Origin of the sequence: Candidatus Finniella inopinata, from assembly GCF_004210305.1 — a bacterium.
GTDB classification, from domain to species: Bacteria; Pseudomonadota; Alphaproteobacteria; order Paracaedibacterales; family CAIULA01; genus Finniella; species Finniella inopinata_A.
Genome location: NZ_SCFB01000004.1, coordinates 126928 through 151923, shown reverse-complemented (window position 1 = coordinate 151923; position 24996 = coordinate 126928). Strand labels below are relative to the sequence as shown.

Annotated in this window: 21 protein-coding genes; 13 read left to right on the top strand and 8 right to left on the bottom strand. The window is 45.6% G+C overall.

Annotated elements, in window-relative coordinates; genetic code table 11:
* Positions 1 to 57: 57 nt before the first annotated feature.
* Positions 58 to 318 (bottom strand): hypothetical protein, encoded by a 261-nt coding sequence (locus EQU50_RS02550; RefSeq protein WP_130153586.1) that lies wholly within the window; start codon positions 316 to 318, stop codon positions 58 to 60.
* Between the two features lie 154 nt (positions 319 to 472).
* Between EQU50_RS02550 and EQU50_RS02545 the strand changes: the two genes are divergently transcribed.
* The 5 genes from EQU50_RS02545 (at position 473) to hrcA (ending at position 6833) form a co-directional block, all read left to right on the top strand.
* Positions 473 to 1666: an opioid growth factor receptor-related protein gene (locus EQU50_RS02545; RefSeq protein WP_130153585.1), complete on the top strand. Its 1194-nt coding sequence runs from the start codon at positions 473 to 475 to the stop codon at positions 1664 to 1666.
* Positions 1667 to 1771: 105 nt separating this feature from the next.
* Positions 1772 to 4651: an excinuclease ABC subunit UvrA gene (gene uvrA / locus EQU50_RS02540; protein WP_130153584.1), complete on the top strand. Its 2880-nt coding sequence runs from the start codon at positions 1772 to 1774 to the stop codon at positions 4649 to 4651.
* 42 nt (positions 4652 to 4693) lie between these two features.
* Positions 4694 to 5338: an endonuclease III gene (nth, locus tag EQU50_RS02535; protein ID WP_130153583.1), complete on the top strand. Its 645-nt coding sequence runs from the start codon at positions 4694 to 4696 to the stop codon at positions 5336 to 5338.
* A complete protein-coding gene (locus EQU50_RS02530; protein ID WP_130153582.1) occupies positions 5335 to 5622 on the top strand; it encodes a GIY-YIG nuclease family protein in 288 nt (95 codons plus the stop codon). The genes nth and EQU50_RS02530 overlap by 4 nt, the downstream gene beginning before the upstream one ends.
* A 113-nt stretch (positions 5623 to 5735) precedes the next feature.
* The gene (hrcA, locus tag EQU50_RS02525; RefSeq protein ID WP_242508809.1) at positions 5736 to 6833 is read left to right on the top strand and encodes a heat-inducible transcriptional repressor HrcA; all 1098 of its coding nucleotides are present in this window, start codon (positions 5736 to 5738) and stop codon (positions 6831 to 6833) included.
* Between the two features lie 151 nt (positions 6834 to 6984).
* Here the strand turns inward: hrcA and EQU50_RS02520 are convergent, their stop codons facing one another.
* Positions 6985 to 7242 carry a SemiSWEET family sugar transporter gene (locus EQU50_RS02520; protein ID WP_130153581.1) on the bottom strand — a complete coding sequence of 86 codons (258 nt, stop codon included), beginning with the start codon at positions 7240 to 7242 and terminating at the stop codon, positions 6985 to 6987.
* A 252-nt stretch (positions 7243 to 7494) separates the two neighbouring features.
* On the opposite strand from EQU50_RS02520, the gene EQU50_RS02515 reads away from it, so the two are divergent.
* Together EQU50_RS02515 and grpE are read left to right on the top strand one after the other, a co-directional pair.
* Complete coding sequence (locus EQU50_RS02515) at positions 7495 to 8688, top strand: multidrug effflux MFS transporter (RefSeq protein ID WP_130153580.1); 1194 nt, start codon at positions 7495 to 7497, stop codon at positions 8686 to 8688.
* An 88-nt stretch (positions 8689 to 8776) separates the two neighbouring features.
* The gene (gene grpE / locus EQU50_RS02510; RefSeq protein ID WP_165380306.1) at positions 8777 to 9307 is read left to right on the top strand and encodes a nucleotide exchange factor GrpE; all 531 of its coding nucleotides are present in this window, start codon (positions 8777 to 8779) and stop codon (positions 9305 to 9307) included.
* 274 nt (positions 9308 to 9581) lie between these two features.
* Here grpE and EQU50_RS02505 read toward each other — a convergent pair whose 3' ends face one another.
* From EQU50_RS02505 to EQU50_RS02495, 4 genes are all read right to left on the bottom strand, one after another.
* Positions 9582 to 10481, bottom strand: a complete 900-nt coding sequence (locus EQU50_RS02505; RefSeq protein ID WP_130153578.1) for a hypothetical protein — start codon at positions 10479 to 10481, stop codon at positions 9582 to 9584.
* Positions 10482 to 10539: 58 nt separating this feature from the next.
* A complete protein-coding gene (locus EQU50_RS08335) occupies positions 10540 to 10689 on the bottom strand; it encodes a hypothetical protein (protein ID WP_165380305.1) in 150 nt (49 codons plus the stop codon).
* Between the two features lie 13 nt (positions 10690 to 10702).
* On the bottom strand, positions 10703 to 11260 hold the full coding sequence (locus tag EQU50_RS02500; protein ID WP_165380304.1) for a hypothetical protein: 558 nt from the start codon (positions 11258 to 11260) through the stop codon (positions 10703 to 10705).
* 320 nt (positions 11261 to 11580) lie between these two features.
* Positions 11581 to 13110 carry a hypothetical protein gene (locus EQU50_RS02495; RefSeq protein WP_130153576.1) on the bottom strand — a complete coding sequence of 510 codons (1530 nt, stop codon included), beginning with the start codon at positions 13108 to 13110 and terminating at the stop codon, positions 11581 to 11583.
* A 147-nt stretch (positions 13111 to 13257) separates the two neighbouring features.
* Here EQU50_RS02495 and uvrC point away from each other — a divergent pair, with 147 nt between their 5' ends.
* Complete coding sequence (gene uvrC / locus EQU50_RS02490; protein WP_130153575.1) at positions 13258 to 15132, top strand: excinuclease ABC subunit UvrC; 1875 nt, start codon at positions 13258 to 13260, stop codon at positions 15130 to 15132.
* A gap of 6 nt (positions 15133 to 15138) precedes the next feature.
* On the opposite strand, the gene EQU50_RS02485 is transcribed toward uvrC, so the two are convergent.
* A complete protein-coding gene (locus tag EQU50_RS02485; RefSeq protein WP_130153574.1) occupies positions 15139 to 16212 on the bottom strand; it encodes a patatin-like phospholipase family protein in 1074 nt (357 codons plus the stop codon).
* 206 nt (positions 16213 to 16418) lie between these two features.
* Here EQU50_RS02485 and dnaN point away from each other — a divergent pair, with 206 nt between their 5' ends.
* The 5 genes from dnaN (at position 16419) to EQU50_RS02460 (ending at position 24762) form a co-directional block, all read left to right on the top strand.
* Positions 16419 to 17552 carry a DNA polymerase III subunit beta gene (gene dnaN, locus EQU50_RS02480; protein WP_130153573.1) on the top strand — a complete coding sequence of 378 codons (1134 nt, stop codon included), beginning with the start codon at positions 16419 to 16421 and terminating at the stop codon, positions 17550 to 17552.
* A 134-nt stretch (positions 17553 to 17686) separates the two neighbouring features.
* Positions 17687 to 20029: a hypothetical protein gene (locus EQU50_RS02475; RefSeq protein WP_130153572.1), complete on the top strand. Its 2343-nt coding sequence runs from the start codon at positions 17687 to 17689 to the stop codon at positions 20027 to 20029.
* 46 nt (positions 20030 to 20075) lie between these two features.
* Positions 20076 to 21257: a DNA replication/repair protein RecF gene (recF, locus tag EQU50_RS02470; RefSeq protein WP_130153571.1), complete on the top strand. Its 1182-nt coding sequence runs from the start codon at positions 20076 to 20078 to the stop codon at positions 21255 to 21257.
* Positions 21258 to 21300: 43 nt separating this feature from the next.
* Positions 21301 to 23721: a DNA topoisomerase (ATP-hydrolyzing) subunit B gene (gyrB, locus tag EQU50_RS02465; protein WP_130153570.1), complete on the top strand. Its 2421-nt coding sequence runs from the start codon at positions 21301 to 21303 to the stop codon at positions 23719 to 23721.
* Between the two features lie 21 nt (positions 23722 to 23742).
* Positions 23743 to 24762 carry a hypothetical protein gene (locus tag EQU50_RS02460; RefSeq protein ID WP_130153569.1) on the top strand — a complete coding sequence of 340 codons (1020 nt, stop codon included), beginning with the start codon at positions 23743 to 23745 and terminating at the stop codon, positions 24760 to 24762.
* 3 nt (positions 24763 to 24765) lie between these two features.
* Here the strand turns inward: EQU50_RS02460 and EQU50_RS02455 are convergent, their stop codons facing one another.
* Entirely contained in the window at positions 24766 to 24978 is a 213-nt protein-coding gene (locus tag EQU50_RS02455; protein ID WP_130153568.1) for a ribbon-helix-helix domain-containing protein, read from the bottom strand.
* Between the last annotated feature and the right edge of the window lie 18 nt (positions 24979 to 24996).

Sequence of the window (24996 nt, the reverse complement as noted above, 5' to 3'; positions counted from 1 at the left end):
AATTTGACTGACTCTAACACACCCCTTACCCCTTTAATACGTTGAAAACAGTTTTAGTTATCGCCTGTTTTGAACTTTGAAGAAACGTTGCCAATTAACGTGGTAATTTGAAAAATTTAAAAACTCATAATCGATTGGATTGCGGTTAAGTTTGGCTTTTTTGAAGCCAACGCAAACTTTTTCCTTGCTTTGGTCCATCTCAATTTTTCTCGCACGCGCTTGTTTGAATGAGAAGTCATCTTCCGTCGCGGTTAAGGACGACGCTAAGTTGGTCATTAATAAGGTGGAAAATGTTATCACGTAAAATATTCTCATCATTTGTCCCCTTTATGTGTATCTGGCATGTGTCTTTTCATCAAAAGAACTAGGGGGAATATGTTAAGAAACTGTTAAAAGTTCGTTTTTTAAATTGAAAAACATCTTTTTGCTGCCATATAGTTGGCATGGTAATTATTCTTTCTGGATTTATTTTATGAAAAAGTCTCTTTTTTGCTTCTTGTTTGTGCCTTTTCTGATTGCCACTGCGGCTTTGGCGTATGTGCCAAAATTTGATGAAAAGGATCGGAACCTGGATGGGCAAATAACAAGAAACTACCAGGGTTTTATGGCAGAGCTAACAAGTCACAAAGTTTTTCAACCCAGCCAAGCCATAACGAATCCATTGATGGATTATGTAATGTTTTTAACAAGCTACAGCGGCTATGGAGCAGTTGCTCATGCTTTGGATTACTTGCTGAAAACCGGCGGGCCTTTTGGGTTTTCCAATAAGCCTGCCAATGAGCAAGAAAAGGTTTTTCTGGCAGGGGCGGCGCAGGCTGTTGTATTGAGTCAACCTGGGCTTACCCCGGCAACGTATAAAACTTCCAACCCTGCTCATCAGGCTGAAATTATAAGGCTGCAGAGCTTGGCTGCCAGCGGCAATCTGGAACATCCCTATCACCCCACCATTACGATGCCGGAAAGAGCCCAGAATCCAAAAGCGACTCAGTCGCAACGGTGGCAATCGTTCTTGACGTTAATAGCTGATCAATGTGTATCCGAAAGGCAATTTAAAGCTACTGAAGTCACTGCGGGCGCTAAGGCTGATTGGTTGAATGATGTGCTTTTAAGTGGATACATGATGGGCGTTATGCCTGATGTTGAAGGCAGCAGGCCGGCTGTTCGTAATTATTTAGATGAATTATGGAAGAACACCAATGCATGGATGGAAACTCAACACAACTATGTGCAATGGTGGTTTCCCATTCACACGGTGGGGCTGGGCGATAGGATTGCGCCCCGCCCCCTGAAAACGACAGAGCAAACACTAACTGAGCATGGTCAGGTATTAACTGCGATACAAGAAATGTTGTTTGTTTCTCTTACCAGAAAGCTGACTTTTTGGGGACAAAGTCTTAACGGCTTCAAAATCACCTCTCTTTCTGCCGCAGAAGATAAGGCGCTAGGGCAGCCTGTAAAAGGAACAAACTGGCACGAAAACTGGATTATTAAAACGCACAATTATCAAAGGATGAGCAGATTCCTTACCTGCCTTCGTTTTTTTAAACTTCAGAATTATGTAGACAGTTTATACGCATATCTCCAAGAAGCAGCCGGTTCCGACCTAGCAACCAAACATAACATGAGCAACAGTGTAGGATTTTGGTCCAAAGCAGCTGGCAAATAACCAACAGCATCCTCCTCTCACCAAAACGGCCTCGTTTAAGAAACTGTTAAGCGGGGCCAAAGGCTGCTATAACAACATCAACCCTAAAATTTCGTGAAAAGCCTTATGAGCCTGCAATATATCAGCATTCGTGGAGCCCGCGAACACAACCTAAAAAATGTCAGCGTTGATATCCCTCGCGACCAGCTGGTGGTGATAACTGGCCTCAGCGGTTCCGGCAAGTCGTCGCTGGCTTTTGATACGTTGTATGCCGAAGGCCAACGCCGTTACGTAGAAAGTCTGTCGGCCTATGCGCGGCAATTTTTGCAATTGATGCAAAAACCTGATGTGGATTCCATCGAGGGATTAAGCCCGGCCATTTCAATTGAACAGAAAACCACATCGAAAAACCCCCGCTCAACAGTGGGGACCGTGACGGAGCTGTACGATTATTTGCGATTGCTGTATGCGCGAATTGGGGTCCCTCATTCGCCCGCCACAGGCTTACCGATTGATGCACAAACGGTCAGCCAGATGGTCGATCGCCTTTTAACATTTCCTGTAAAGACGAAACTGTTGCTTTTGTCGCCCGTGGTCAGGGGACGCAAAGGGGAATACAAAAAGGAGTTGATGGAATTTAAGAAAAAAGGATTCCAACGGGTTAAAATTGACGGCCAAGTTTATGACCTGGATGAGGCGCCGCCTTTAAACAAAAAAGTTAAACATGATATCGCCATTGTGGTGGACCGTTTGGTGGTGCCAGGCCCGGAACAGCATGACGAATGGCGCACACGACTGGCGGATTCCCTGGAAACAGCCCTTAAATTAAGCGATGATTTGGTGTGGATCGAAAACGTCGAAACAGGCGAGGTCACCACCTTTTCGGCAAAATTTGCCTGCCCTGTTTCGGGATTTACGTTGGACGAGATTGAGCCGCGATTATTTTCGTTTAACAGCCCTCAAGGGGCCTGTCAGGCATGCGATGGCTTAGGCATTGAAACTGTTTTCGACCCTGGCCTTGTCGTGCCTGACCCCCAAAAAAGTTTGCGTGATGGGGCTATTGCTCCTTGGAGTCAAGAATGGGTCAGTAACAAACGTCAAGCTGTAACGCGCGATTATTATCAAAGCATGATTGATTCGTTGGTTCGTTATTATGATGCGTCGTCAACGTTGCCATTTTCTGAACTGCAGCCAGAATTCCAACAGATTATTTTGTATGGGTCGGGTGACGAAATCATTCCTTTGTCGTTCCACGATGGGACGCGTCAATACACGACGAAAAAGCCTTTCGAGGGGGTAATCCCGAATCTTAAGCGTCGCTGGAATGAAACGGAAAGTGATTGGGCTCGTGATATTTTAAGCCGGTTTCAAAACGAACACCCTTGTGCCGTTTGTGTAGGGAAACGCCTGAAGCCAGAGGCCCTTTGTGTTAAAATTAATCAACACGACATTGCCGAGGTGTGCAGTTTATCGATTGCTGACAGTTTAGATTGGTTCAACAAAGTTATTTTGACGCCCAAGCAACAGGAAATCGCCGCCCGGATTTTAAAAGAAGTTCGAAGCCGGTTGCAGTTTTTGGTGAATGTGGGGCTTGATTACCTCAGTCTGTCACGATCAGCCGGGACGTTGTCAGGCGGCGAGAGTCAGCGGATTCGACTGGCATCCCAAGTAGGATCAGGATTGACGGGGGTTTTGTATGTTTTAGACGAGCCGTCGATTGGGTTGCATCAACGCGATAACGACCGACTGTTAGAAACGCTGAAACATTTGCGCGACTTGGGCAATACAGTGGTGGTGGTTGAACATGACGAAGATGCCATCCGTATGGCCGATTATGTGATTGATATGGGGCCAGCAGCAGGGGCCCATGGGGGGGAAATCATTGCCCAAGGGACGGCGGCTGAGGTTATTCTAAACCCCAAAAGCTTGACGGGCCAATATTTAAAGGGGGAAAAGTTTATTCCTATTCCCTGCAAACGTCGCCCTGTTCAAAAAGACAGGATCTTGGAAATCACCGGTGCTAAAGCCAATAATTTGCAAGATGTGTCGGTCAAGATTCCCTTAGGAACATTTACATGCGTGACGGGTGTATCGGGTGGGGGCAAATCGTCCTTGATAATCGAGACGCTTTACAAGGCGCTGGCTCGTTTCTTTGGGGCTGGACGCGAACAACCGGGGGCCCATAAAAAGCTTTTGGGGGTCGAATTTATTGATAAAGTCATTGATATTGATCAATCGCCCATTGGCCGCACGCCGCGATCAAACCCCGCCACCTATATCGGTTGTTTCACGCCGATTCGTGAATGGTTCGCGGGCCTGCCTGAATCAAAAGTCCGTGGTTATTTGCCCGGGCGTTTCTCCTTTAACGTGAAAGGGGGGCGCTGCGAGTCATGTCAGGGCGATGGCATGATCAAAATTGAAATGCACTTTTTGCCGGATGTTTACGTGCAATGTGATCAGTGTCATGGCAAACGTTACAATCGCGAAACGTTGGATATTACCTATAGGACGAAAACAATTGCGGATGTTTTGGATATGACCGTGGACGAAGCGGTTGAGTTTTTTGACGCCAACAGCCAAGTGCGTGACAAACTGAAAAGCCTGCAGGAAGTTGGCCTTGGATACATTCACGTGGGACAACAGGCGACGACGTTATCAGGTGGCGAAGCCCAACGGGTGAAGTTGGCCAAGGAATTGTCACGCCGTGCGACCGGACGCACCCTTTATATACTGGACGAGCCCACAACCGGCCTTCATTTCGAAGATGTACGTAAATTGTTGGAGGTGTTGCACACCCTTGTTGATCAAGGGAATACAGTAGTGGTTATTGAGCACAACCTAGAGGTTATCAAAACCGCTGATTGGATTATTGACATGGGCCCAGAAGGGGGTGCCAAAGGCGGTAAGGTGGTGGCTATCGGAACCCCAGAGGATGTGGCAAAAGTTAAGGGCAGCTATACTGGTTTTTACCTGAAGCCGTATTTAGAGAAGCAGCAGTGTGCGTGATGGACGCGGGAATATGAGCATACAGATAATTCAGAGCGAATTTTGAAAAAGCAAACCATCAAAGAAATTTTTACAAGGTTTCAGGAGAAAAACCCTCATCCTGAAACAGAATTAGTTTACATAAACCCCTATACATTGTTGGTGGCTGTGGTTTTGTCAGCCCAGGCAACCGATAAGGGGGTTAATAAGGCTACGGCCGATCTTTTTGCTTACGTCCAAACCCCTGGGCAAATGCTTGATCTGGGGTTGGAGGGTTTGAAAAACCACATCAAAACGATTAACTTTTTTAACACAAAAGCCAAGAATATATTGGCGTTGTCAGAAATTCTGGTTCGTGATTATAAAGGCGAGGTGCCAAGTGATCGTAAGGCGTTAGAATCTTTGCCGGGAGTAGGGCGAAAGACAGCCAATGTGGTTTTGAATGTTGTTTTTGGCCAAGAGACAATGGCGGTGGACACCCATATTTTTCGGGTGTGCAATCGAACTGGCTTGGCGGTTGGAAAGACACCGCTTGCAGTGGAACTGGCTTTGGATGCCGTTACCCCAAAACCTTATCGTCAGCATGCGCACCATTGGTTGGTCTTGCATGGTCGTTATGTATGTGTGGCCCGTAAACCTTTGTGCGCCGGTTGTCTAATCAACGATCTTTGCGAGTATGAAGGAAAAGAGTCTTTGCATACTGTATGAGTGTATGTTGGGTCTATATTCTCTGTTCTAAACGCAATGGTTGCCTTTATGTTGGGGTAACAAGCGATTTAGCGCGACGTATTTATGAACATAAGCAAAAATTAATTGAAGGATTTAGTAAGAAATATGGTACTGACAAACTTGTATATGCTGAACAATTTAATGATGTTCGTGAAGCTATTTGCCGAGAAAAGCGCATCAAAAAATGGAATCGCATTTGGAAGTTGAAATTGATAGAAGAGCAAAACCCCGAATGGAAAGATTTATATGAGATTATATTATAAGGTAGGACTCAAGCCCAGTTGCCCCCCTTTGTCACCCCCAGTACTCCCCTTGTCACCCCCGCGAAGGCGGGGGTCCAGTTGTATTGATTGTCTGGATTCCCGCCTGCGCGGGAATGACAGGGAAAAGCGCGGGAATGGCGTGCGGAGATGATCAACCTATGTCACTAAGTATTGCCGAATTAAGCCGACGATCGCTGGAAATCTTTCGCGAATTGGTTGACACCTATGTGGAGACGGGGGAGCCTGTCGGGTCGCGCACACTCTCTAGGCGTCTACAGACCCCTTTGTCGCCAGCAACCATTCGCAACATTATGGCGGATTTGGAGGAGGCTGGGCTTTTGTATGCACCCCACACCTCGGCCGGACGTTTACCAACAGACGAGGGGTTGCGTTTGTTTGTTCATGGTTTGTTAGAGGTGGGTGACCTAAGTGAGGAAGATCGCCTTTATCTCAATCAGCTTTCTGAAAACTCGGGTCAAAGTGTGGATAGGGTTCTGGAGAAAGCCACTTCCTTGTTGTCAGGGCTGTCCCAATGCGCAGGCCTGGTCATGGCGCCTAAGACGGATGCGCCTTTGAAACACATAGAGTTCGTCCACTTAACGCCAGGCCGCGCTCTGGTCGTTCTTATTTCTGAAGATGGCGTGGTTGAGAATCGGTTGATTGATGTTCCTAAGGGGATTACGCCCTCCATTCTTACCGAAGCCACAAATTATTTGAGCACACGATTGACGGGGCGGACGTTGTCCCAGGCCAAAAATACCATTCACGAAGAACTGAACCATTTCCAGGCGCATTTGAATGACCTGGCAGCCAAAGTGGTAGAGGCTGGTTTGGCAGTTTGGGCGGGGGGTGACCAGGCAAGTTCTCTAATCATAAAAGGCCAGTCCCATTTGTTACAGGGCGTCACGGAAATGGCTGATTTAGAACAAATCCGTCAGCTGTTTCAGGTATTGGACACAAAGGAGGCGCTTCACCAATTGTTGGACGCCTCTATCAAAGGGGATGGGGTTCAAATTTTTATTGGTTCTGATAATAATTTATTTAAATTGTCTGGGTGTTCCATGGTGGTATCACCTTATCATAACTCGCGCCATGAAATTGTTGGGGCGATTGGTGTGATTGGACCTGCCAGAATGAATTATGGCAAGATTATCCCCTTGGTCGATTACACGGCCAAGATGGTGGGGCGACTTATGGGCGCGGGAATTTAATAGACATCTATCCAAACTCTACTCCACTGGACAATTGCTGTGTCACTCCGCTACTCGAATGCTCATGTACCGTCATGTAAACTGCGCTTCTGCGTTGCGTATGATCCTTGCACTTGCCTCACCGGAGCGAGTTTCGAAAGATGTCTAGTTTTTATCGATAAATCAATATGGCGATAACTGTTAAAACAGCCCCGATGGTTGCAACCACATTTGCCACGATAAGGGGCTTGTCGCGAATCATGATTCCATAAAGCATCCAGCTGCTGACCGATAACAACCCACACATAAAGCCGAACAAAGAGACATCTTTGGCGCTTTGATTGGTGATAATCGCGTAAAACTGGGAATAAAAGACAAACTGTCCGAATATTCCGATAAAAAACATATATTTTTTGTACCAGGCTAACATGATGTACCTCTTTCGCTTAAATAGACACGCGTCATTATATCACATAATAATTCAATATCCTTAAAGATAAAAAATGATTATAATTAACGCAGTGCCTAAGGGTGCTTCGTTATTAATGAAAGAATCACGGTGAAGTTCATGAAAACAATTGTCATCGTTTAATTGCAAGGTTTAAGTGCCCCCTTTTGCTGGTTAGCATTAAGGGAACCCTTTTTGTTGCTTAAATTTTGTTATTGATGACGAGGATCTTTTATGAAAATAAATTCTTTGCCAGCCCTCTGGCTTCTTGTACTTATTGTCGGTTTACCACAGCTTACGGAAACCGTTTACACGCCTTCTCTTCCAACTATTGCTCATGCTTTGCATGTGGCAGAGTTTGGGGTTGAATACACCTTAACCATTTATTTGTTTGCTTTCGCCTTAGGAACCCTTTTTTGGGGAAAGGTTTCTGATGTCTATGGTCGAAAACCCTGTTTACTAATTGGTTTGGTCATATATGGCATTGGATGTGTGGGTTGTTATTGTTCCGATTCAATTGCCGTCCTTATGGCCAGCCGATTCGTTCAAGCCTTTGGAGGCAGCGTGGGCAGCGTCCTGGGTCAGGCAATCTGTCGTGATGCTTTCCAAGGAGCCGCCTTGGGGAAAGCCTATTCAACCATAGGCAGCGGGTTGGCTTTGTTCCCGGCCATTGGTCCCGTTATTGGTGGGATCATTGATCAAATGTTTGGTTGGTCAACTATCTTTCTTGCCTTAATCGGAGCCGGCAGCTTTGTCGCCATTTGTTCTTTCATATCATTGCCCGAGACCCATTTTCCCAAAGGTAAGCCGCTCCACTCCTTCTTTCAGGTGGGGAGCAAACTTTTAAGGGACACCAAGGTTTTGGGTTTTGGGCTGATCGTGGCTGGTTGTAATGGCATAACCTTTAGTTATTACGCCGAAGGTCCCTTTTTCTTGATTGAGATTTTGGGGCTAACTCCGGCCATTTATGGTACAACTTATTTGGCTATTTCCGGTGCTATGGTTATAGGGGGATTGATTTCCCGCCATTTACATCAGCAGCATTCGAACACAAAGATCTTGTCTTATGGCCTTAAGGCTATTTTTTTAGGTTCCGCCCTATTGGCTGCCTTCATTCTTTTGCTGCAGGTTTTGCCCATGCCGAATAACCTGGTTATTATTACAACGATCGGTTGCATGATGATTGTTGCAGCCGGTGTTTGTATTTCTTCATCAAATGCCTTGGCTATGGCCTTGAAAGATTATAGTCATGCCATAGGTACAGCTTCGTCTGTGTTTGGGTTTTTCTATTATCTGTTAATATCCTTGTTTACCCTGGGTATGGGCTGGCTTCACAACAGCACACTGTTGCCAATGCCATTGTATTTTTTAGGTATTGCCTTATTTATGATGGTCAGTTTCAAGGCGTTGGTAGAAGAAAAGGTTTAGAAGTCTTTTCAATTACTAAATCTTGTGTAAAAAATCATACCAATTATAATGTGACTCAACGTAAAGAGATATCTTAGGAGTCCTATCAGTGGATAATGAAAAACTTGGGCAAACAGGTGATGAACCTCAAACGGAAGAGCTGGTCGATCAAATAGAAGACGATTTGACTATTCAGTTAGAGGAGATGAAGAATAATTGGCTGCGGGCGATGGCTGATTTAGAGAATTTGCGTCGCCGCGCAACCCGTGAGAAAGAAGATGCGCTTAAGTACGGTGCGGTGGCCTTTGCCAGAGATATCGTTGGGACTGTTGATAACGTGCAGCGGGCCTTGGAGAGTTGTCCGTTGACCGATGATTTGCCAGCGCACATTCAAGCCTTGATTAAGGGTGTTGAAATGATTGGCAAAGAAATTAGCAGTGTTTTTGAACGCCACGGGGTGAAAAAAGTAGCATCAATGGGCGAGACTTTTGACCCGAATCTGCATCAGGCTATCTTTGAAGCGGAATCAACCGACCAACAACCTGGAACTGTGACGCAGGTGTTGCAGGATGGTTATGTAATGTATGACCGGCTTTTAAGGCCCGCCATGGTAGGGGTAGCGAAAGCCCCAAGTAGCTAGTTTGTACTTATCACTGCGGCTTCTACCCGTTATGGCAAGGGACGCTAAGCGACGTGGCCATTGTCCATGTATTTTCATAGATCCTGGAAACTCTTTTGGTCCCTCAACCCGTCCGATTGTCACCCAGCACTCCCCCCTTTGTCACCCCCGCGCAAGGCGGGGTCCAGTTCTATTGTTGGCTAGATTCCCGTCTGCACGGGAATGACAGACATAACACGAGAATTGTGACACCAATGGCGTTAAATGACGACGCTTCCCTTCTTAGTATACCTTACTAGCGATTCACTATCGCCCCGCTATTATGCCCTTCGTTCGGGGTGATTTGGTAAGTTATGTTGAGGTTCCCTGCACCCATGTCTGTCGCAGTCAAAAGGCCCTGAGCGAGCCAGCCATGATTAGTATTATCCGTTTGATATCCATCACTCCTCCACAGCTGCCATGCGTAAGCCTGACCAGTGGATAATGTGGGAAAAGCTGCGGACCCTGTCCATAATAACGGGGTAACTGATGTGCCAGAGCTGAGAGTGTTTTCCGTGCTGAGGGTTGTCTTATAACGATTGTCTAGGGTGATATCGGTCGTTGCTCCGCTAAAAAACGGATGCGAACCCGTTGGGCCAGTCCATGCAGAATTATAGAGGCCATACCTTACCAAAAGTCCCTCTCCGTTCCGTGTAATGGGCCGGCCGCTGTAAAATCCTGGCGCCTCGAACGTGACCATAACAGTTTTCTTCAGCAGCAAGCTGTAAGGGGAAGGGGATTCTTGAAGAACCAAGCTGTACGCACTGAGTTGATGGTTCAAAGCCCCCAAACCACTTGCAACAGAAAGCGTATAACCCCTCGCAACCGTATAACCAGCATCTGGGAACGGGGTTGCCACAACCCCATCAACTTCAATATTGGTGGGCAGAGTCAGCGCACCAGTCATATTCAAAACGCCACAAGGTGGGGTGGTGCCCGTTGGGTCAATACCGATAAGCCAAGTAACCGTGGGCCCACCCCCTGTACTAGGGGAAAAGGTAACATCCTGCGCATAAACCGTTCCATACCCCCCAAAGGTGGCCGTTCCTGAGGTGATGGGAGTCACACCAGCATCTGTACCCCACATGGATGCTGCCGGGTGCTGTGATGCCCAACGCAGCAGTAATAACAGCGGGCGATGCTCCCCAAACAGCACCAGGATAGTCCCTATCCCCAATAGTCAGCCCGCCGGCAGTGACGGTCGTACCAACCACTTAATTGGCGTTAACGGTATTCAACGTCAACGTCCCCACGCCACCTTTTGTGAACATGGAAGTGTTATCTCTACAACTAATGTCGTTATGGCCATGTATGCTATCAGCTGTGGCTGCCGCAGGCGTTGGATATTGAGGATTCAACGTCACTGCCTTTGTTACGTTATAGATAAAACTGCCACCAACATAGATAGGTGTGTACAGCCCCCCCACTATACCTTGTTGCGGTGTTGTTGATAAACTGCGTATCGGTAAGGGTCACATCACGACTAGTGTAAATGGCCCCTCCTTGACCATTTGAGCTATTCCCCGTAAAGGTCACTGGGTTGGTGCCTGTACTGTTGAGGGTCAGGGCGCCACTAGTACTTAAAACACTTCCACTATAAATATACGAAAACCCAGTGAAGGTCAGGCTGGACAGATTCAGGGTCAGGGCATTGTTGCTTGAAGTGGAAAAAAGGGAACCGGAGAGTGTTGGTGCCGGGATGATCGTCGTCCCCCCTGATGCGCCCGCGATGGTGACGCTCTTGCCAAATCCGGCGAAAGAATCTAAAGAAACGCTTTGCGTCTCCACCGTATCCGCCGCCGCCGTGAAGGTTAAGATGGGGGTTGTTGTAGTGTGGGCGCCTAGCCCAGTCGTAAGGGCCTCATGAATGCTGCCATATGCATAGTTGGTTCCGCCAGGCGTAGTTTGCAAATCAACCACCCCCCATACGCACACGACAACGCCGACAGGCTGACGCCTAATAAAAATAAAGAAGATTTTATGGTAATTCTCCATAGTAAATAAATTTTGTTTATTGTGATTATGGAGAATTTTTTTAATTTATAGTTAATGGTTGGGGGTTTTGATAAAAAAATACATGGATTGCCGGGACAGGTTTCAGGGATAATAACCATTGTCATTCCCGTGTAGACGGGAATCCAGAACAATACAACTGGACCCCCGCCTGCGCGGGGGTGACAAATGGGGCGCGGAGGTTACACAAGAGGGCGGAGTGCGTGGGTGACAAAGGGGGGCTGGCCGCCGCCTACGCAGGACTATCCATCACTGTCTTCCGAACTAGGATCGCTTTTGTGCTCGGCGCCCACACTGCGTTTAGATCCGGAACTAAGTAAGGCAATTATATGATCTAATTTGCTGTCCAACTTATTGACGCGGCGCGTCATAAGGACCATCATATCTTTTGTTTCTGTCATTTCCCTGGCCATTGCATCATGTTTTTTATTAAGGGCCAGGAGGCCTGTGGAAAGAGCAGTCCACTGTGCATTACTCCCTCCCTTGCTAAGGCTGCTTATAATTGTTTCTAGGCTGCTGGCGACTGTCTGATCAGAATCCCTAAATTCGCCGATGATATCAGCTAATCCGTCAGTTCCAATCGCTGCCTGGGGTGATGACGATCCGGCTTTATCTTCCAATGCTTCAATTGCTGCATTGATTCTATTTTGATTCTCCTCAGCTACTTTTCGGAACCCTCTTAACTCCTTTTCAGTTTTAATGCTGCTGCGTGCTAGAAGTGCCAGTTGTTGCGTGATGGGGGTTATAGTATCACCATCGGCTGGCTGCCCCAACAATTGTATAATCTGTTGTAATCCCTCTGCTGTAGAGTCAGCCTTGTCGGTATTTGAAGAAAGATGGTCCAGCACTTCTTGCATGCGGGTATCAATTGAAGCAAGGGTTTGGGGAATGTATCCCCCAGATCCATTTTTTTGGCACAGATGACTCACCAATCGGTTTAATCCTTGAGCCAGCGCATCTAGTTTTGTTTCGTTGGCTTTTAAGCATCTCAAGAAACCTTTAGGTGTGCTTGTGGTATTGATATCTTGAGTTTCCTGAAGAATAGCCTTAAGCATGCCAAAAATTGTTTTAGAGGTTGCAGCGCTGTTAACAGGATCACCAAGGACAGAACCTAAGTTTGATGGGTAACCACTGCTGCTGATCTGACCAATTGTTCTTGTTAACCCATACAAAAGCCTAAATAAACTGTCTGGGGAACTGTCTGACAAATTCGTTGGTGCGCCCATATAGGTGATAAGTTGGGTGATGTTTGGGGCAAACCTGGCGATGGCTGCTAATATTGCCGCGTCTCCATCGGTGACGGTTTTATAAAGGCCTGTAGCAGGTGACGCCGTTCCAATTCGATTCAATATTTCAGTGAGATTTGTACTTGGATTAGGTAAAGCATTTATCACGCGGACAATGTTGGCAATTTCCGTGAAAAGATTCGATCCGTTTGGTATAGGAGTACCCATATTGTCAAAAAGTCGATTGATAATACCAAATACTGTATATGGAGTAGAGGACGGATTTCTAGGAACTGTCATTAAGTCGGTGGGTGTACCGATTCCAGCAACATAGTTTCTAACTGTGCCGCTGCTGCTGCTTGTAAGTTGCGTTTGGACATCGGTTAGATACTGTGGATAGGGCGCTACGAAACCACCACTAACAGTAACATCAACGTTTGAATTAGTCGTGCCGGGGGTTTCGCCCGCATAAACTTCGCTGGCAAGGCCAAGTGATAATATCATCTTCAGGGCAATAAGGGTCTTGTGTTTAAAAACAGATTTCATGAATTATTAACCTTAAAACAGGAGGATTTTATATAATTTTATATAAAATTTTACATAAGTAAATTAAAATTTATTTTGATTTGTTAATGATTTGTTAACGATTGTTCAGCCCTTGATTTTTTAGGATGGTAATGGTGATATCAAGTCATGACAGATGACACACCAATCCTTGATGAAAATTCCCCCAAACTTCCCGAGCGTTTAGCCTTAGGGTTCAACACCATCTTGGCCGTTGTGAAGACTTTGTCCTCTTCCCCAGGCGTGTATCGTATGCTTGGGGAGAGGGACGCGGTCTTGTACGTTGGCAAAGCCAAAAACCTAAAGAAGAGGGTCGTTTCTTACACAGTTGTGGACAAATTACCCCACCGGCTGCAGCGTATGGTATCTGAGACAGTCCGTATGGAGGTTGTCACGACCCATACGGAGACAGAGGCGTTGCTTTTAGAAAGCAACCTGATCAAAAAGTTACAACCGCGCTATAACATTTTGTTAAAGGACGACAAGTCCTTTCCCTACATTTTATTGACCGGGGATCACCCGTTTCCGCGTATTTTTAAACATCGGGGTTCTAAAACAATCAAAGGGGATTATTACGGTCCATTTGCATCCGTTATGGCAGTTGATGAGGCTGTTTTGACCTTGCAAAAAGTTTTTCAAATTCGCAATTGCCAAGATACTTATTTTGCCAACAGGACCAGGCCTTGTTTGCAATATGATATTAAACGATGTACAGCTCCCTGCGTTGACAAGATAACGCGTGATGATTATGCAGAATCAATTCGTCAGGCTAAGAATTTCCTTTTGGGGAAAACGGATCAGGTCCAACAATATTTGGCTGGGCAAATGAATGCGGCCAGTCACGTTATGAATTATGAAAAGGCTTCTGGTTATCGCGATCGACTGCGGTTATTAACGTATATTCAGGGTCGTCAGCGAATTAATATTAGTGGGTTGCGCGAGGCGGATGTGATTGGGTTGGTTCAGGCCGGTGGGCAAACGTGTGTGCAGATCTTTTTTTTCCGGCATGGACGTAATTTTGGGACAGAATCATTTTTCTTAAAACATGCGGCGGAAGAAAGCCCAGAAGATAGCTTAGCTGCTTTTCTTGGTCAATTTTATCAGGAACGGCCCCCGGCTCCTTTGGTTTTGTTAAGCCACAGGGCCAGTGAGTTGGAGCTTACTCAGGCGGCATTGAAAGAACAGCACGATCAAGCGACTGAATGGCAAATACCCAAGAGAGGCGTGAAGAGGGAAGTTGTGGAGCATGCCCTTGCTAATGCCCGCGACAGTCTTGAACGACGACAGATTGAATCCGCATCCATGATGCGTATATTTTCGGAAATGGTCGAGGTTTTTGATTTGCCAGCTTTGCCTCAACGCATTGAAATTTACGATAATAGTCATATTCAGGGCCGGCACGCTTATGGCGTGATGGTGGTCGCGAACACCCAGGGGTTTGACAAAAAATCCTATCGTAAGTTCACAATTAAGGAAACGATCGATACGCGTGATGACTATGGCATGATGAGGGAGGTTTTACGGCGTCGATTGATGCATCATACCGAGGATACTTGGCAGAAACCGGATTTATTATTGATTGATGGCGGACAAGGGCAACTGACGGCGGTTGTGCAAGTGATGTCAGAATTAAATATGGATATTCCTGTGGTGGCGATTGCAAAAGGTCCTGATCGAAATGCCGGTAAAGAACGTTTTTTTATGCCGGGTCGCGATCCCTTTACGTTGGGTGAAAACAGCCCTTTGCTTCATTTTTTACAACGTCTGAGGGATGAAGCGCATCGGTTTGCCATCGGAACCCATCGGGCCAAACGCACCAAAGTTTTGGGGCAATCAAAACTTGATGAAATAGTGGGTATCGGTGCGGCGCGTAAAAAGCTTTTATTGCAACATTTTGGTTCAGCCCAAGGGGTGGCCACGGCCGGCCTTTCAGACTTGGAAGTCGTGAAAGGCATCAGCCGGTCCGTTGCCTTAAAAATTTACCAACACTTTCATGAAGGTTAGAGTCTGTTAAATGTGCTTACCCTTGCTTTTCCAATTCGGTCCAACAAAATGTTCTTTCATGGGGGCTGTGGTCTTCACGCCAATGGAATCGTAATTTTCCTTTAACCAAGCATCAGCTGCTGCGCGTCCTTTTTCAAACAAATGAGTGAAGAATTCCCATTCAGTATTCAATTTGCTTGACCAGCCCAACTCTTGGAAAACCGATTCATCCTCGATAAGGTGCATGTGAACATGTTTGACTTTGCCCTTTTCAATGATGCCTTTGTTGATAAGGTCGGTGATATATGAAATGGCACGCATTTCGCGGACAACCGATGCATTGTTGGTGATCTCATTAAGGCGGTCAGCAATTTCACGTGATGTTGTCGGTAATTTATTTCTGATACTGGGATTCACCTGAACCAAAATGATATCAGGGGTTTCACAATCATAAATAAGTGGGAAAAACACGGGGTTACCAATAAAACCACCATCCCAATAATATTCGCCATCAACCAAAACGGCATTGTGAATGGTTGGCAGGCAAGCTGTTGCTTGAAGTGTCTCTAATTTTAGTTCTTCAGTGCAAAATACCTTTAATCGACCGGTGAAGACATGAGTCGCACACAGATAAACTTTACATTTGGAAGACGTACGCAATAGTTCAAAGTCAAAACTTTTTTTGATAACATCCCTTAAAGGGTCGTGACCCATGGGGTTTAGTTCATAAGGTGAAAACATACGGCTTAGATAATCAAACATGATAAACCCAGGTGAGTTGTACATGGTAAATTTGTTCATCATTTTGTCGACGGGACCTCGGTTATTCAAAGAGCTTTTTTTGCCAACCTCGTGAATAGCCGTCCAAAAGTTTTTCAATTCTGTTCGGGCTGCTTGTGAGCCGCCACGTGTTAAACCCTGGGCTAAAGCCACGGCGTTCATGCCACCAGCGCTGGTTCCTGTTACGCCCTCAATTTCCAATCGGTCATCTTCCAATAAGCGGTCAAGAACGCCCCAGGTAAAGGCACCATGTGATCCTCCACCCTGCAATGCCAGGGCTACCTTTTTTTTGTTTGAAACTTTTCCTTCTGAATTTGCCATTTTTCCCTCAGATTTAACAATTTATAATCTTCCTATATTTTAAGCGATAAAGTATTAATATTTTACTAATGTTGTAAGTGTAAATTATTGAAAGGTCACTTCGACCTTTAGCAAAAATAAATGCGCTTACAGTAACAGGTGTGTCGTTTTTTTGCCTTAAATATGGTATGACACTGCTTATTAACCAACCAAGGAATGCTTGTTTTATGAAGTTGTCATTAGAAAAAGGTTTATTTTTAAAAGCTTTGTCGCACGGTCAAAGCGTCGTTGAGAAACGGACGACTGTTCCCATTCTAAGTCATGTTCTTTTAACGGCTTCTAATCACGGCTTGTCGATTACAGCGACAGATATGGATATGGCGTTGATTGAAACGATTCCGGCACAAACCATAACCTCAGGATCTATTTGCGTATCAGCCCACCTGATTCATGACATTGTTCGAAAACTCAGCGACCGGTCTTTAATTGATTTGGAGGTTTATGCGGAAAGTGGCCAGCTTGTGGTGACCTCTGGTCGTTCCAGGTTTGAATTGCCTTGTTTGTCCAGTGAAGATTTCCCTCAGTTAACCCAAGGTCAGCTGTCGCATCGGTTTAGTTTGCCGGCACCAGTTATTAAGCACCTTATTGATACGACCCGCTTTGCCATGTCAACGGAAGAGACGCGTTATCACTTGAACGGTATTTATTTTCACACCCTTGAGAACGAAGGTCTAAAGGTTCTGCGCGCGGTGGCAACGGACATGCATCGTTTGGCCTGTGCCGAATGTGAAAGCCCCACTGAAGCCTTTGGGATGCCAGAGGTTATTGTTAGCCGTAAAACAATTCACGAGATTTCTAAGCTATTAGACGATGCTGAAAAGCCAGTCCACATTGGTCTTTCTGAAAACCGTATTGAATTCGCCATTGATGGTAATTCCATGCAGGCCGTCTTAAGTGCCCGATTGATTGATGGGGGTTTCCCCGATTATTCATCGGCTTTAACCATTAGTAATGACAAGACGTTGGTTGTGCCCACCAAAGCGTTTGCCGAGGCGGTTGATCGGGTGGGGACCGTTGTCAATGATAAGGTGCGGGCCATTAAGGTGCGCCTGGCCAACAACACAGCAACCTTGTCAGCCATAAGTAACGAATTAGGCAAGGCCGAAGAAGAGCTGGATGTCGATTACCCCTATGATCAACCCTTGGAAGTTTGTTTCAATGTTCGCTATTTAATGGATATCGCCGCCCAGGTTCCAACGGAAGAGATGGAGTTATTGTTGGTTGATACCGAATCGTCGGTCTTGATTCGACCCACCGGCAATCCTCATGTGACTTTTATTTTAATGCCGATGAGGGTTTAAAAGGATTCTTCCCTGAGTAAAATAAAATCAACAGGTCTATTAACTTTTTGTTTGCAAAGCAGGGTATACTATTTTATAAAGCAGGGTATACTATTTTATATGGTGTATTCATTGGAAATTTTAAGGTTGGACTTATGATAAATTTTGCCAAATATTGTCTTTTAACTGTCGGAATGGTTTCAGTCAGCATGGGGGTAGCGCAGGCTGAATTTAAACAAGACATCCTTGATAGTGCAATGAAAATGGCAGAGGCTGACTATAAAATTGACGCCAATCCTGTTAACAAAGCGGTTCAAGCGGCCAATTTCCTGGCCCATGATCTCAAAAGGGAGTCAGACCCAACAAGGGCCAAAAATATAGCGGATACTTTGCTTGGATTAGTTAGTAAAGGGGAAGGTAAAGGTGTGGGGGGAATCAGCGAAACACCAGCTAATGAGGGCGAGCGGGGTTTGATGATTAATGCTTTGCAGGAAGCGACAAGGTTTTTGAAAGAACAAGATGGTTTAACAGAGGCAGCTTTAGGGGCGAACTTAAAAACATTTGATAAGGCAGATAAAGAACACGAAAAGCAGCATGTTGCGCATGTTAGTGCGATTATTTTTGGAGCCTTTAAAAAACATGCCGGTGTGTTAGATTCTGCAGCTATAAAATCTGATCTTCAAGGTATCTTAGCTGGTACAGCTTGGTTAAAAGATTATATGACCAAGGATGAGTATTGGAAATATGTCGATGCTTATTTAAGTAAAGCCCTTGAGCGGCGGGTTTATAATGTGAAGATTCAACAAGAGATTGATGATCTGCGTGCAAAGGAAAAAAAAGATGATGGTGAAGCGGATTATAACCATAACGACTTTGTTAAGAGTTACGTTGCCAGCTTGGTCCAGGGGGATAATCCTTTAAAAGATTTAGAAACTTTGACAGAGAAGTTGCAGGAAACGGTTATTCCCGAAAAGGCCTTTCAGATTGCCCGCTCCATGATTGAGAAGTTAAAAACCAAAGATTTCAATTTTGAAAGGCTTCTTGCTGATTCTGAAGGCATGCCCACTGTTATCGATGCCTTGATTGCCATTGAAAAGTATCGCATGCTTGAGACTAGACAAAGTTATTTAGAAAAAATTGATCCCCCTATTTTTACGTACCAAAACACCAAGCAATCCCCGGAAAGCGAAGCCGTTTTGTTGGCGATGGTCAGTGCGATTCAAAGTATCCTTCGTAATCCTGATTTAACAGACGATGAGGTGGTGGATCAATTTAAGTATAAAATTCCAAAGAGCCCTTATAAGGCTGTCGCTAAGGGTGGAATCACTTGGTCGATAGAGCTGGAAGAGCGTAGAGGAGAAGACTTTAAACGGCCATCTTATGAAAAAGCATTAGAAATGATTAGGGGCGGGGCAATAAAAAATCTTATCAGCAAATTGAATCTTCCACAGAAAGTCAAAGACTTATCTCGGCCCCTGAACATTTCAAAAGTTCAAAAACTAGAAATCGATAAAGAGGCGATGAAACAAAAGCTGTTTTACGTTCATAGGCCTGTTTTTGACTTTAAAAAAGCTGTTTTTGTAAGGGAACCTAGAATTATGTATTGGGTGCAATCAAGGGGGAATGGTGAGTGTGGTTACTTTAGCCTTAGACATGCCCAAGGTTACGCCGAATATGTGCAACAAATCCTTGATAATTTGGATGATCCTGAAATCTATAATCGGGCGATTACGCTGACCAATCTTAACGAAGTTGTGTTACTTGAGGCACAAAAGTTGGAAAAAAGCTCTGCTGAAAAAAGGTCCCTTCAAGAAAATGAACAGTTAGAAAAGCTTGGTCCTTATTTGAAAGCCCTGGAGGAACTTCAAGTAAAATATGAGGCTGAAAGTTCGAAAATTGAACGCGTTCCAAACCCTACAAAAGCTGAGTTTGACGTAATGATCGCAACTGCCAGAGATGAATTAGAGACGAAAATAAAACGCTTACAGGCTGAGAAGGAAGCTCTGAAAAAGAAATATAATGACCTTAAGCATCCCCATCTTGTGGAGATTGTAAAAATAGTTGATCCCAACCACTTAAGATTAATTAAACAATTGATTCATGATATTGATTTTATAACAACGCAAGATGGTGGTAACAGAGGGTGGTATACTAACACCGCAACAGATTACTGGACCCTTCAACCCTTGCAGCCAGACCTTATTAGTGTCATTTTAAATGGTTATGACGTTTATTCTTGGGTACCCATATCGGCCAAAAGGGGACGGCCATCAATTGTGGAAGATGGACAGACAGCTTTGATTGGTTTTACCAGTCCAAGGAAAGAGTTTCCAGCTTTGCACCCTCGTCGCATTCACCTTTATAACCAAACTGGAGGTACGCATTATGACAAATGGGTGGAGGCCGGTGATTACGCCGACATGGCCGCTGCCCTGCGCCATAAACATAAGCACAGCTTAGGTGACACTAATGTGCGTCTTAAAAAATCCGCAAAATGATCTGAATGGAGTATAAACAACCAAAGACACTTCTAAAGAATGCCCCTTGACCAAACACCCCTTACCTTATGACTATGCGCTTTCGTCTGCGAATCAGGGTATTCGTCATGTGTCATTGCATCAATTCAGGAATTATCAAGGCTTGAATTTACAGGTGGGGCAGGGGCCTATTGTTTTGACGGGGCCGAACGGAGCGGGCAAGACCAATATATTAGAGGCGATTTCTTTGTTCTGCCCTGGTCGCGGCCTCAGGGGTGCCAAATTGGGTGAAATCACCCAGCAGGGGCATTCGCCCCAAGCGGGCCTTCTGTGGGCGGCCAGTCTGCAGTTAGACGATGAAACACAATTGGCAACTGGCTTGGAAAAGACCCCTCAGGGTACAGAAAAACGCCTTTACAAATTGCATTATCAACCGATCAGAAGTCAGGCCCCCTTTGCTGAATGGCTGAATATCGTTTGGCTGACACCCGAAACCGATCGCATCTTTTTGGAATCACCCTCTATTCGGCGGAAATTCATTGACCGTCTGATTTATGCCCAGGATCCTTTGCATGCTGAACGCCTTAACCGTTATGACCAGGCCCTAAGGGAACGTCTGATGGTTTTAAGAAATCAGGGCGATGCGTCTTGGTTAAGCGCCCTTGAAGACCAGTTGGCAAGCCATGGGGTGGCGATCGCCGTTGCGCGCCAGCAATTAATGAACAAGCTGAATGAAGCGGGGCACCGCCCGAACCTTTTCCCTGCGTTCATAACCCGCATGGTGGGGGATGTGGACGATGGGGTGTTGGCAAAATCAGCGACCGAGGTTGAGGCTCTAGCAAAGCAAATTCTTTATCAGAATCGTCGCTTGGATCAGGAAAGTGGCACGACCAAGTACGGCCCCCATCGCAGTGATTGGCAAGTTATTCATCAAGAAAAAAACATAACCGCGGACCAAGCCTCTACCGGGGAACAGAAAATTCTGCTGATCGCTGTTATTATGGCCTTTATTCACCATAAAATCTGTTTCGACCCGCGTTTAACAATTCTTTTACTGGATGATATAATTGCTCATTTAGATTTTCATCACCGTATGGTATTGTTTGAGCAACTGGCTGTGCTGCAATCTGAAATCTCAAAAGGCCGTCTTCAAACGTGGCTGACGGGGACGGATCCTTTGTTGTTTGAAGCTTTAATGGGAAAGGCGCAGTTTTTTATGGTCGAACAGGCAACGGTTAATCCGGGTTGAAAATATCCAGGAAAATTACCAAGGAAAATTACCAAGGAATATTATGAGTCCCCAACGTTCAGAAAATTATAACGCCGATTCTATTAAAGTTCTTAAAGGTCTAGACGCGGTTCGAAAGCGTCCAGGTATGTACATCGGTGACACTGATGATGGCACCGGTTTACATCATCTTGTTTATGAAGTTGTCGATAACGCCATTGACGAGACATTGGCTGGTCATTGCGACAAGGTGACCGTGGTGATAGAGGTCGATGGCTATGTATCAGTAAGCGATAATGGTCGCGGTATACCGACGGATATTCACGAGGAGATGGGCGTTTCAGCGGCCGAGGTTATCATGACGCAGCTGCATGCGGGTGGTAAGTTCGATCAAAATTCTTATAAGGTTTCGGGTGGGTTGCACGGTGTAGGTGTTTCGGTTGTGAATGCCTTGTCAGAGGTGTTGGAGTTGGATATCTGGCGCAGTGGTCAACATTGTCATATGACATTTGCCCATGGTGTGCCCTTGGCGCCGCTGGCGGTGGTAGGGCCTTCTGGCGACAAAAAGGGAACCCGGGTTCGATTCTTACCATCAAAAGAAACCTTTAAAATTACCACTTTTGACCGCGCCACCATTGAACATCGTTTGCGTGAATTGGCCTTTTTGAATTCGGGTGTTCATATCGTTCTAAGGGACGAGCGGCCAGACTCTGAATACGAAGTCTCGCTTCATTATGAAGGGGGGTTGGTTGAGTTTGTAAAATACTTAAACAAAGCCAAGAACGTTTTGCACCCCCAGCCTGTGACCCTTAAGGCGACTGTGGACGACATTGTCGTTGAAGTAGCCATGGAATGGACGGACAGCTATCACGAGACCATGTTGTGTTTTACCAATAACATTCCGCAACGGGATGGGGGAACCCACTTGGCGGGCTTCCGGGGTGCATTGACTCGAACAGTTGGGGCGTACGTGGCTGAATCGGCGCAAGGCAAAAAAGATGCCAAGTTGGGCTTAACGGGGGAAGATGCTCGCGAAGGGTTAACTTGCGTGTTGTCGGTTAAAGTTCCTGACCCCAAGTTTTCATCGCAAACGAAAGATAAACTTGTATCGTCTGAAGTTCGCCCTGCGGTTGAGGCGGCTGTCAGCCAAGCCCTGCAAACATGGTTTGAAGAAAACCCCGCCCATGCAAAGGCGATTATTTCAAAAGTTTTAGAAGCAGCTGCGGCCCGTGATGCAGCGCGCCGAGCCCGTGAGTTAACACGACGCAAGGGGGCACTGGACTTGGCCTCGCTTCCTGGTAAATTGGCTGATTGCCAAGAACGTGACCCCAGTTTAAGTGAAATTTTCATCGTTGAGGGGGATTCGGCAGGCGGTTCAGCCAAGCAAGCGCGCGATCGAAAATTTCAGGCAATTTTGCCTATTAAAGGAAAAATCCTGAACGTCGAACGAGCCCGTTTCGATAAGATGTTGGCATCCGCGGAAATTGGCACCCTGATTACAGCCCTTGGCACCGGCATTGGTCCGGAAGAATTTTCTGCCGATAAAATTCGGTATCACAAAGTTATTATCATGACCGACGCGGACGTGGACGGAAGCCACATTCGAACTTTGTTGCTGACTTTCTTTTATCGGCAAATGCGCGCCTTGATTGAACGTGGTTACCTTTATATTGCACAGCCCCCCTTGTATCGCCTGAAGCGTGGCCAGTCAGAGGTTTATCTAAAAGATGACAAGGCTTTAGAGACGCATCTGCTGGATTCAGCCTGTTCCGATGGCAGTTTAAGATTGGCGAATGGCACCGTTATGGCAGGTCAAGATTTAAGGCAATTTGCTGACGTTATTATGCGCGCGCGAACAGCCTTCAACAGCTTAAGTCGTCGTTTTAGCAATGTGTACCTTTTGGAGCAGTTGTTATTCAGTGGTTACTTTGATCAGCCTTTTGTGGCGGAACAAGCAGTCGACTATTGCCAGACTTTACAGTCGCATTTGCAAACTGCTGAGAGGACAAGGGCTAAGTGGATTGTCAAACCACAAGCTGATGGATTGCTGATTGAGCGGACACTGTCTAGCGTTCAAGAAAGTTGGGTTGTTGATTCAGTGTTGCCAGCATTGCCAGAGATCAAAAATCTATTGAGTATAAAAGCTCGATTAAAAGAAGTTTTTGAACAGGCATGTATGTTTGAGCCCCGTTCGAAAGACAGTTTGGGCATAACAATTATGGGCCCCCTTCAATTTGGCGAAGCCCTTTTGGAACAAGGTCGAAAAGGCGTCACCATTAACCGCTATAAAGGTTTGGGTGAAATGAACCCCAGCCAGCTTTGGGAAACAACCCTTGATCCGCAAGTGCGGACACTTTTACAGGTTAAGTTAAATCACCTGGAAGAGGCGGAAGAAATTTTTTCGACTTTGATGGGTGATGTTGTAGAGCCACGACGGGAATTCATCCAAACGAATGCCCTGAAGGTTGTTAATTTGGACGCTTAATACAGGCTGAGTGATTATTGAATGAGTAGAATAGTAAGTTTGTTATTGTTTGCTTTCTTCGTTATGCAGGCAAATTCAGCAATGGCTGGGGCTTTACAAAAAGCGAATGTGTTAACGTCAAAAGTCCTTAAAGAAAAACAGCAAAAAGAAGAAAAGCCGCACGAAAAAGAAGAAACTGCTGAGAGCACACTAGAACTTCTAGACTCAATAGCCGGGAACGCACAGGCAAATGCCAAAATTATTCGAATGTTGGCTAGAGGTTTCCTTTCAAAAAAAACAAGATTCGTCAAAGCATTCTTTAAAGATTACGGGTCGATCCAGAACCTGAGAACAGCAGAACAAGATTTTGTGATTAGTATTCTTGACCTGCTAGAGGGGCATCTTTCTGAGATTTTAAGAAACAGCGGCGAGGAGTTTGGTTTCTGGGTGCCAGACGAGGGTAAAGGTTTTAACCAGGTATTCCATGATTGTACGTTCGTCATAAGAAAACCGGATGCAGATTGGGATGAATCATGGCAGGGGTCGGTTGCTAGATCTGAGGGGTTTTCCCCTGATGTCAACAAAAGTTGGATCGATATCACCTGCAAAACTGATGCGGACCAGCAACCGGCTGTTGTTTCAAAATTGGGTTGGTCTTTTTTAAATGATTTGAAATCACAGAATAGTAGCCTGTCAAAGGACGTGGATAATCCTAGTTTTGGTTTTCGTATTGGAGACAACGCAAACAAAGCGTGGTCAACATCTTCTGTAATTACCATTTGTCATAAAACTTCCGAACCTCTTAGTGAGGGGGTAAGACGGATTTTCGAGGATATGATCCGTAAATGTCCATTTGCAGACAGAATTAGGTCCGCTGGTGAAGATCAGTTTGATCGGCACAAGGACCATGTTAATGCGGTTCTTAAAAATAAAGGTGTAACTGCAGACCAATTCAAGGAGTTTTTATTCCCTCAAGATTGTGGGCATCTGGCTATAAAATCGCCCTCACACTCCCCTCGAGAGCACGAACTTAATTATCCCAGCAATGCGAAGGTTCATTAAAATTCACAGGTTTCGGTAGCTATTCAACACGAAAACGCGCAATTGGCTTGCTAAATTACGTCCCATGGCCGCTTCTTTCTGACGGTCTATGGTGGCAATTAAGGCTGACAAAGAAGTTTTTTGGAGTCTTGCAATATCCTCCAAGGCCTGCCAAAATTCAGGTTCCAAAGCCACACTGGTAGCATGGCCAGCTATTTTTAACGATCGTTTTTGCATCAATATTACTGTATGGTT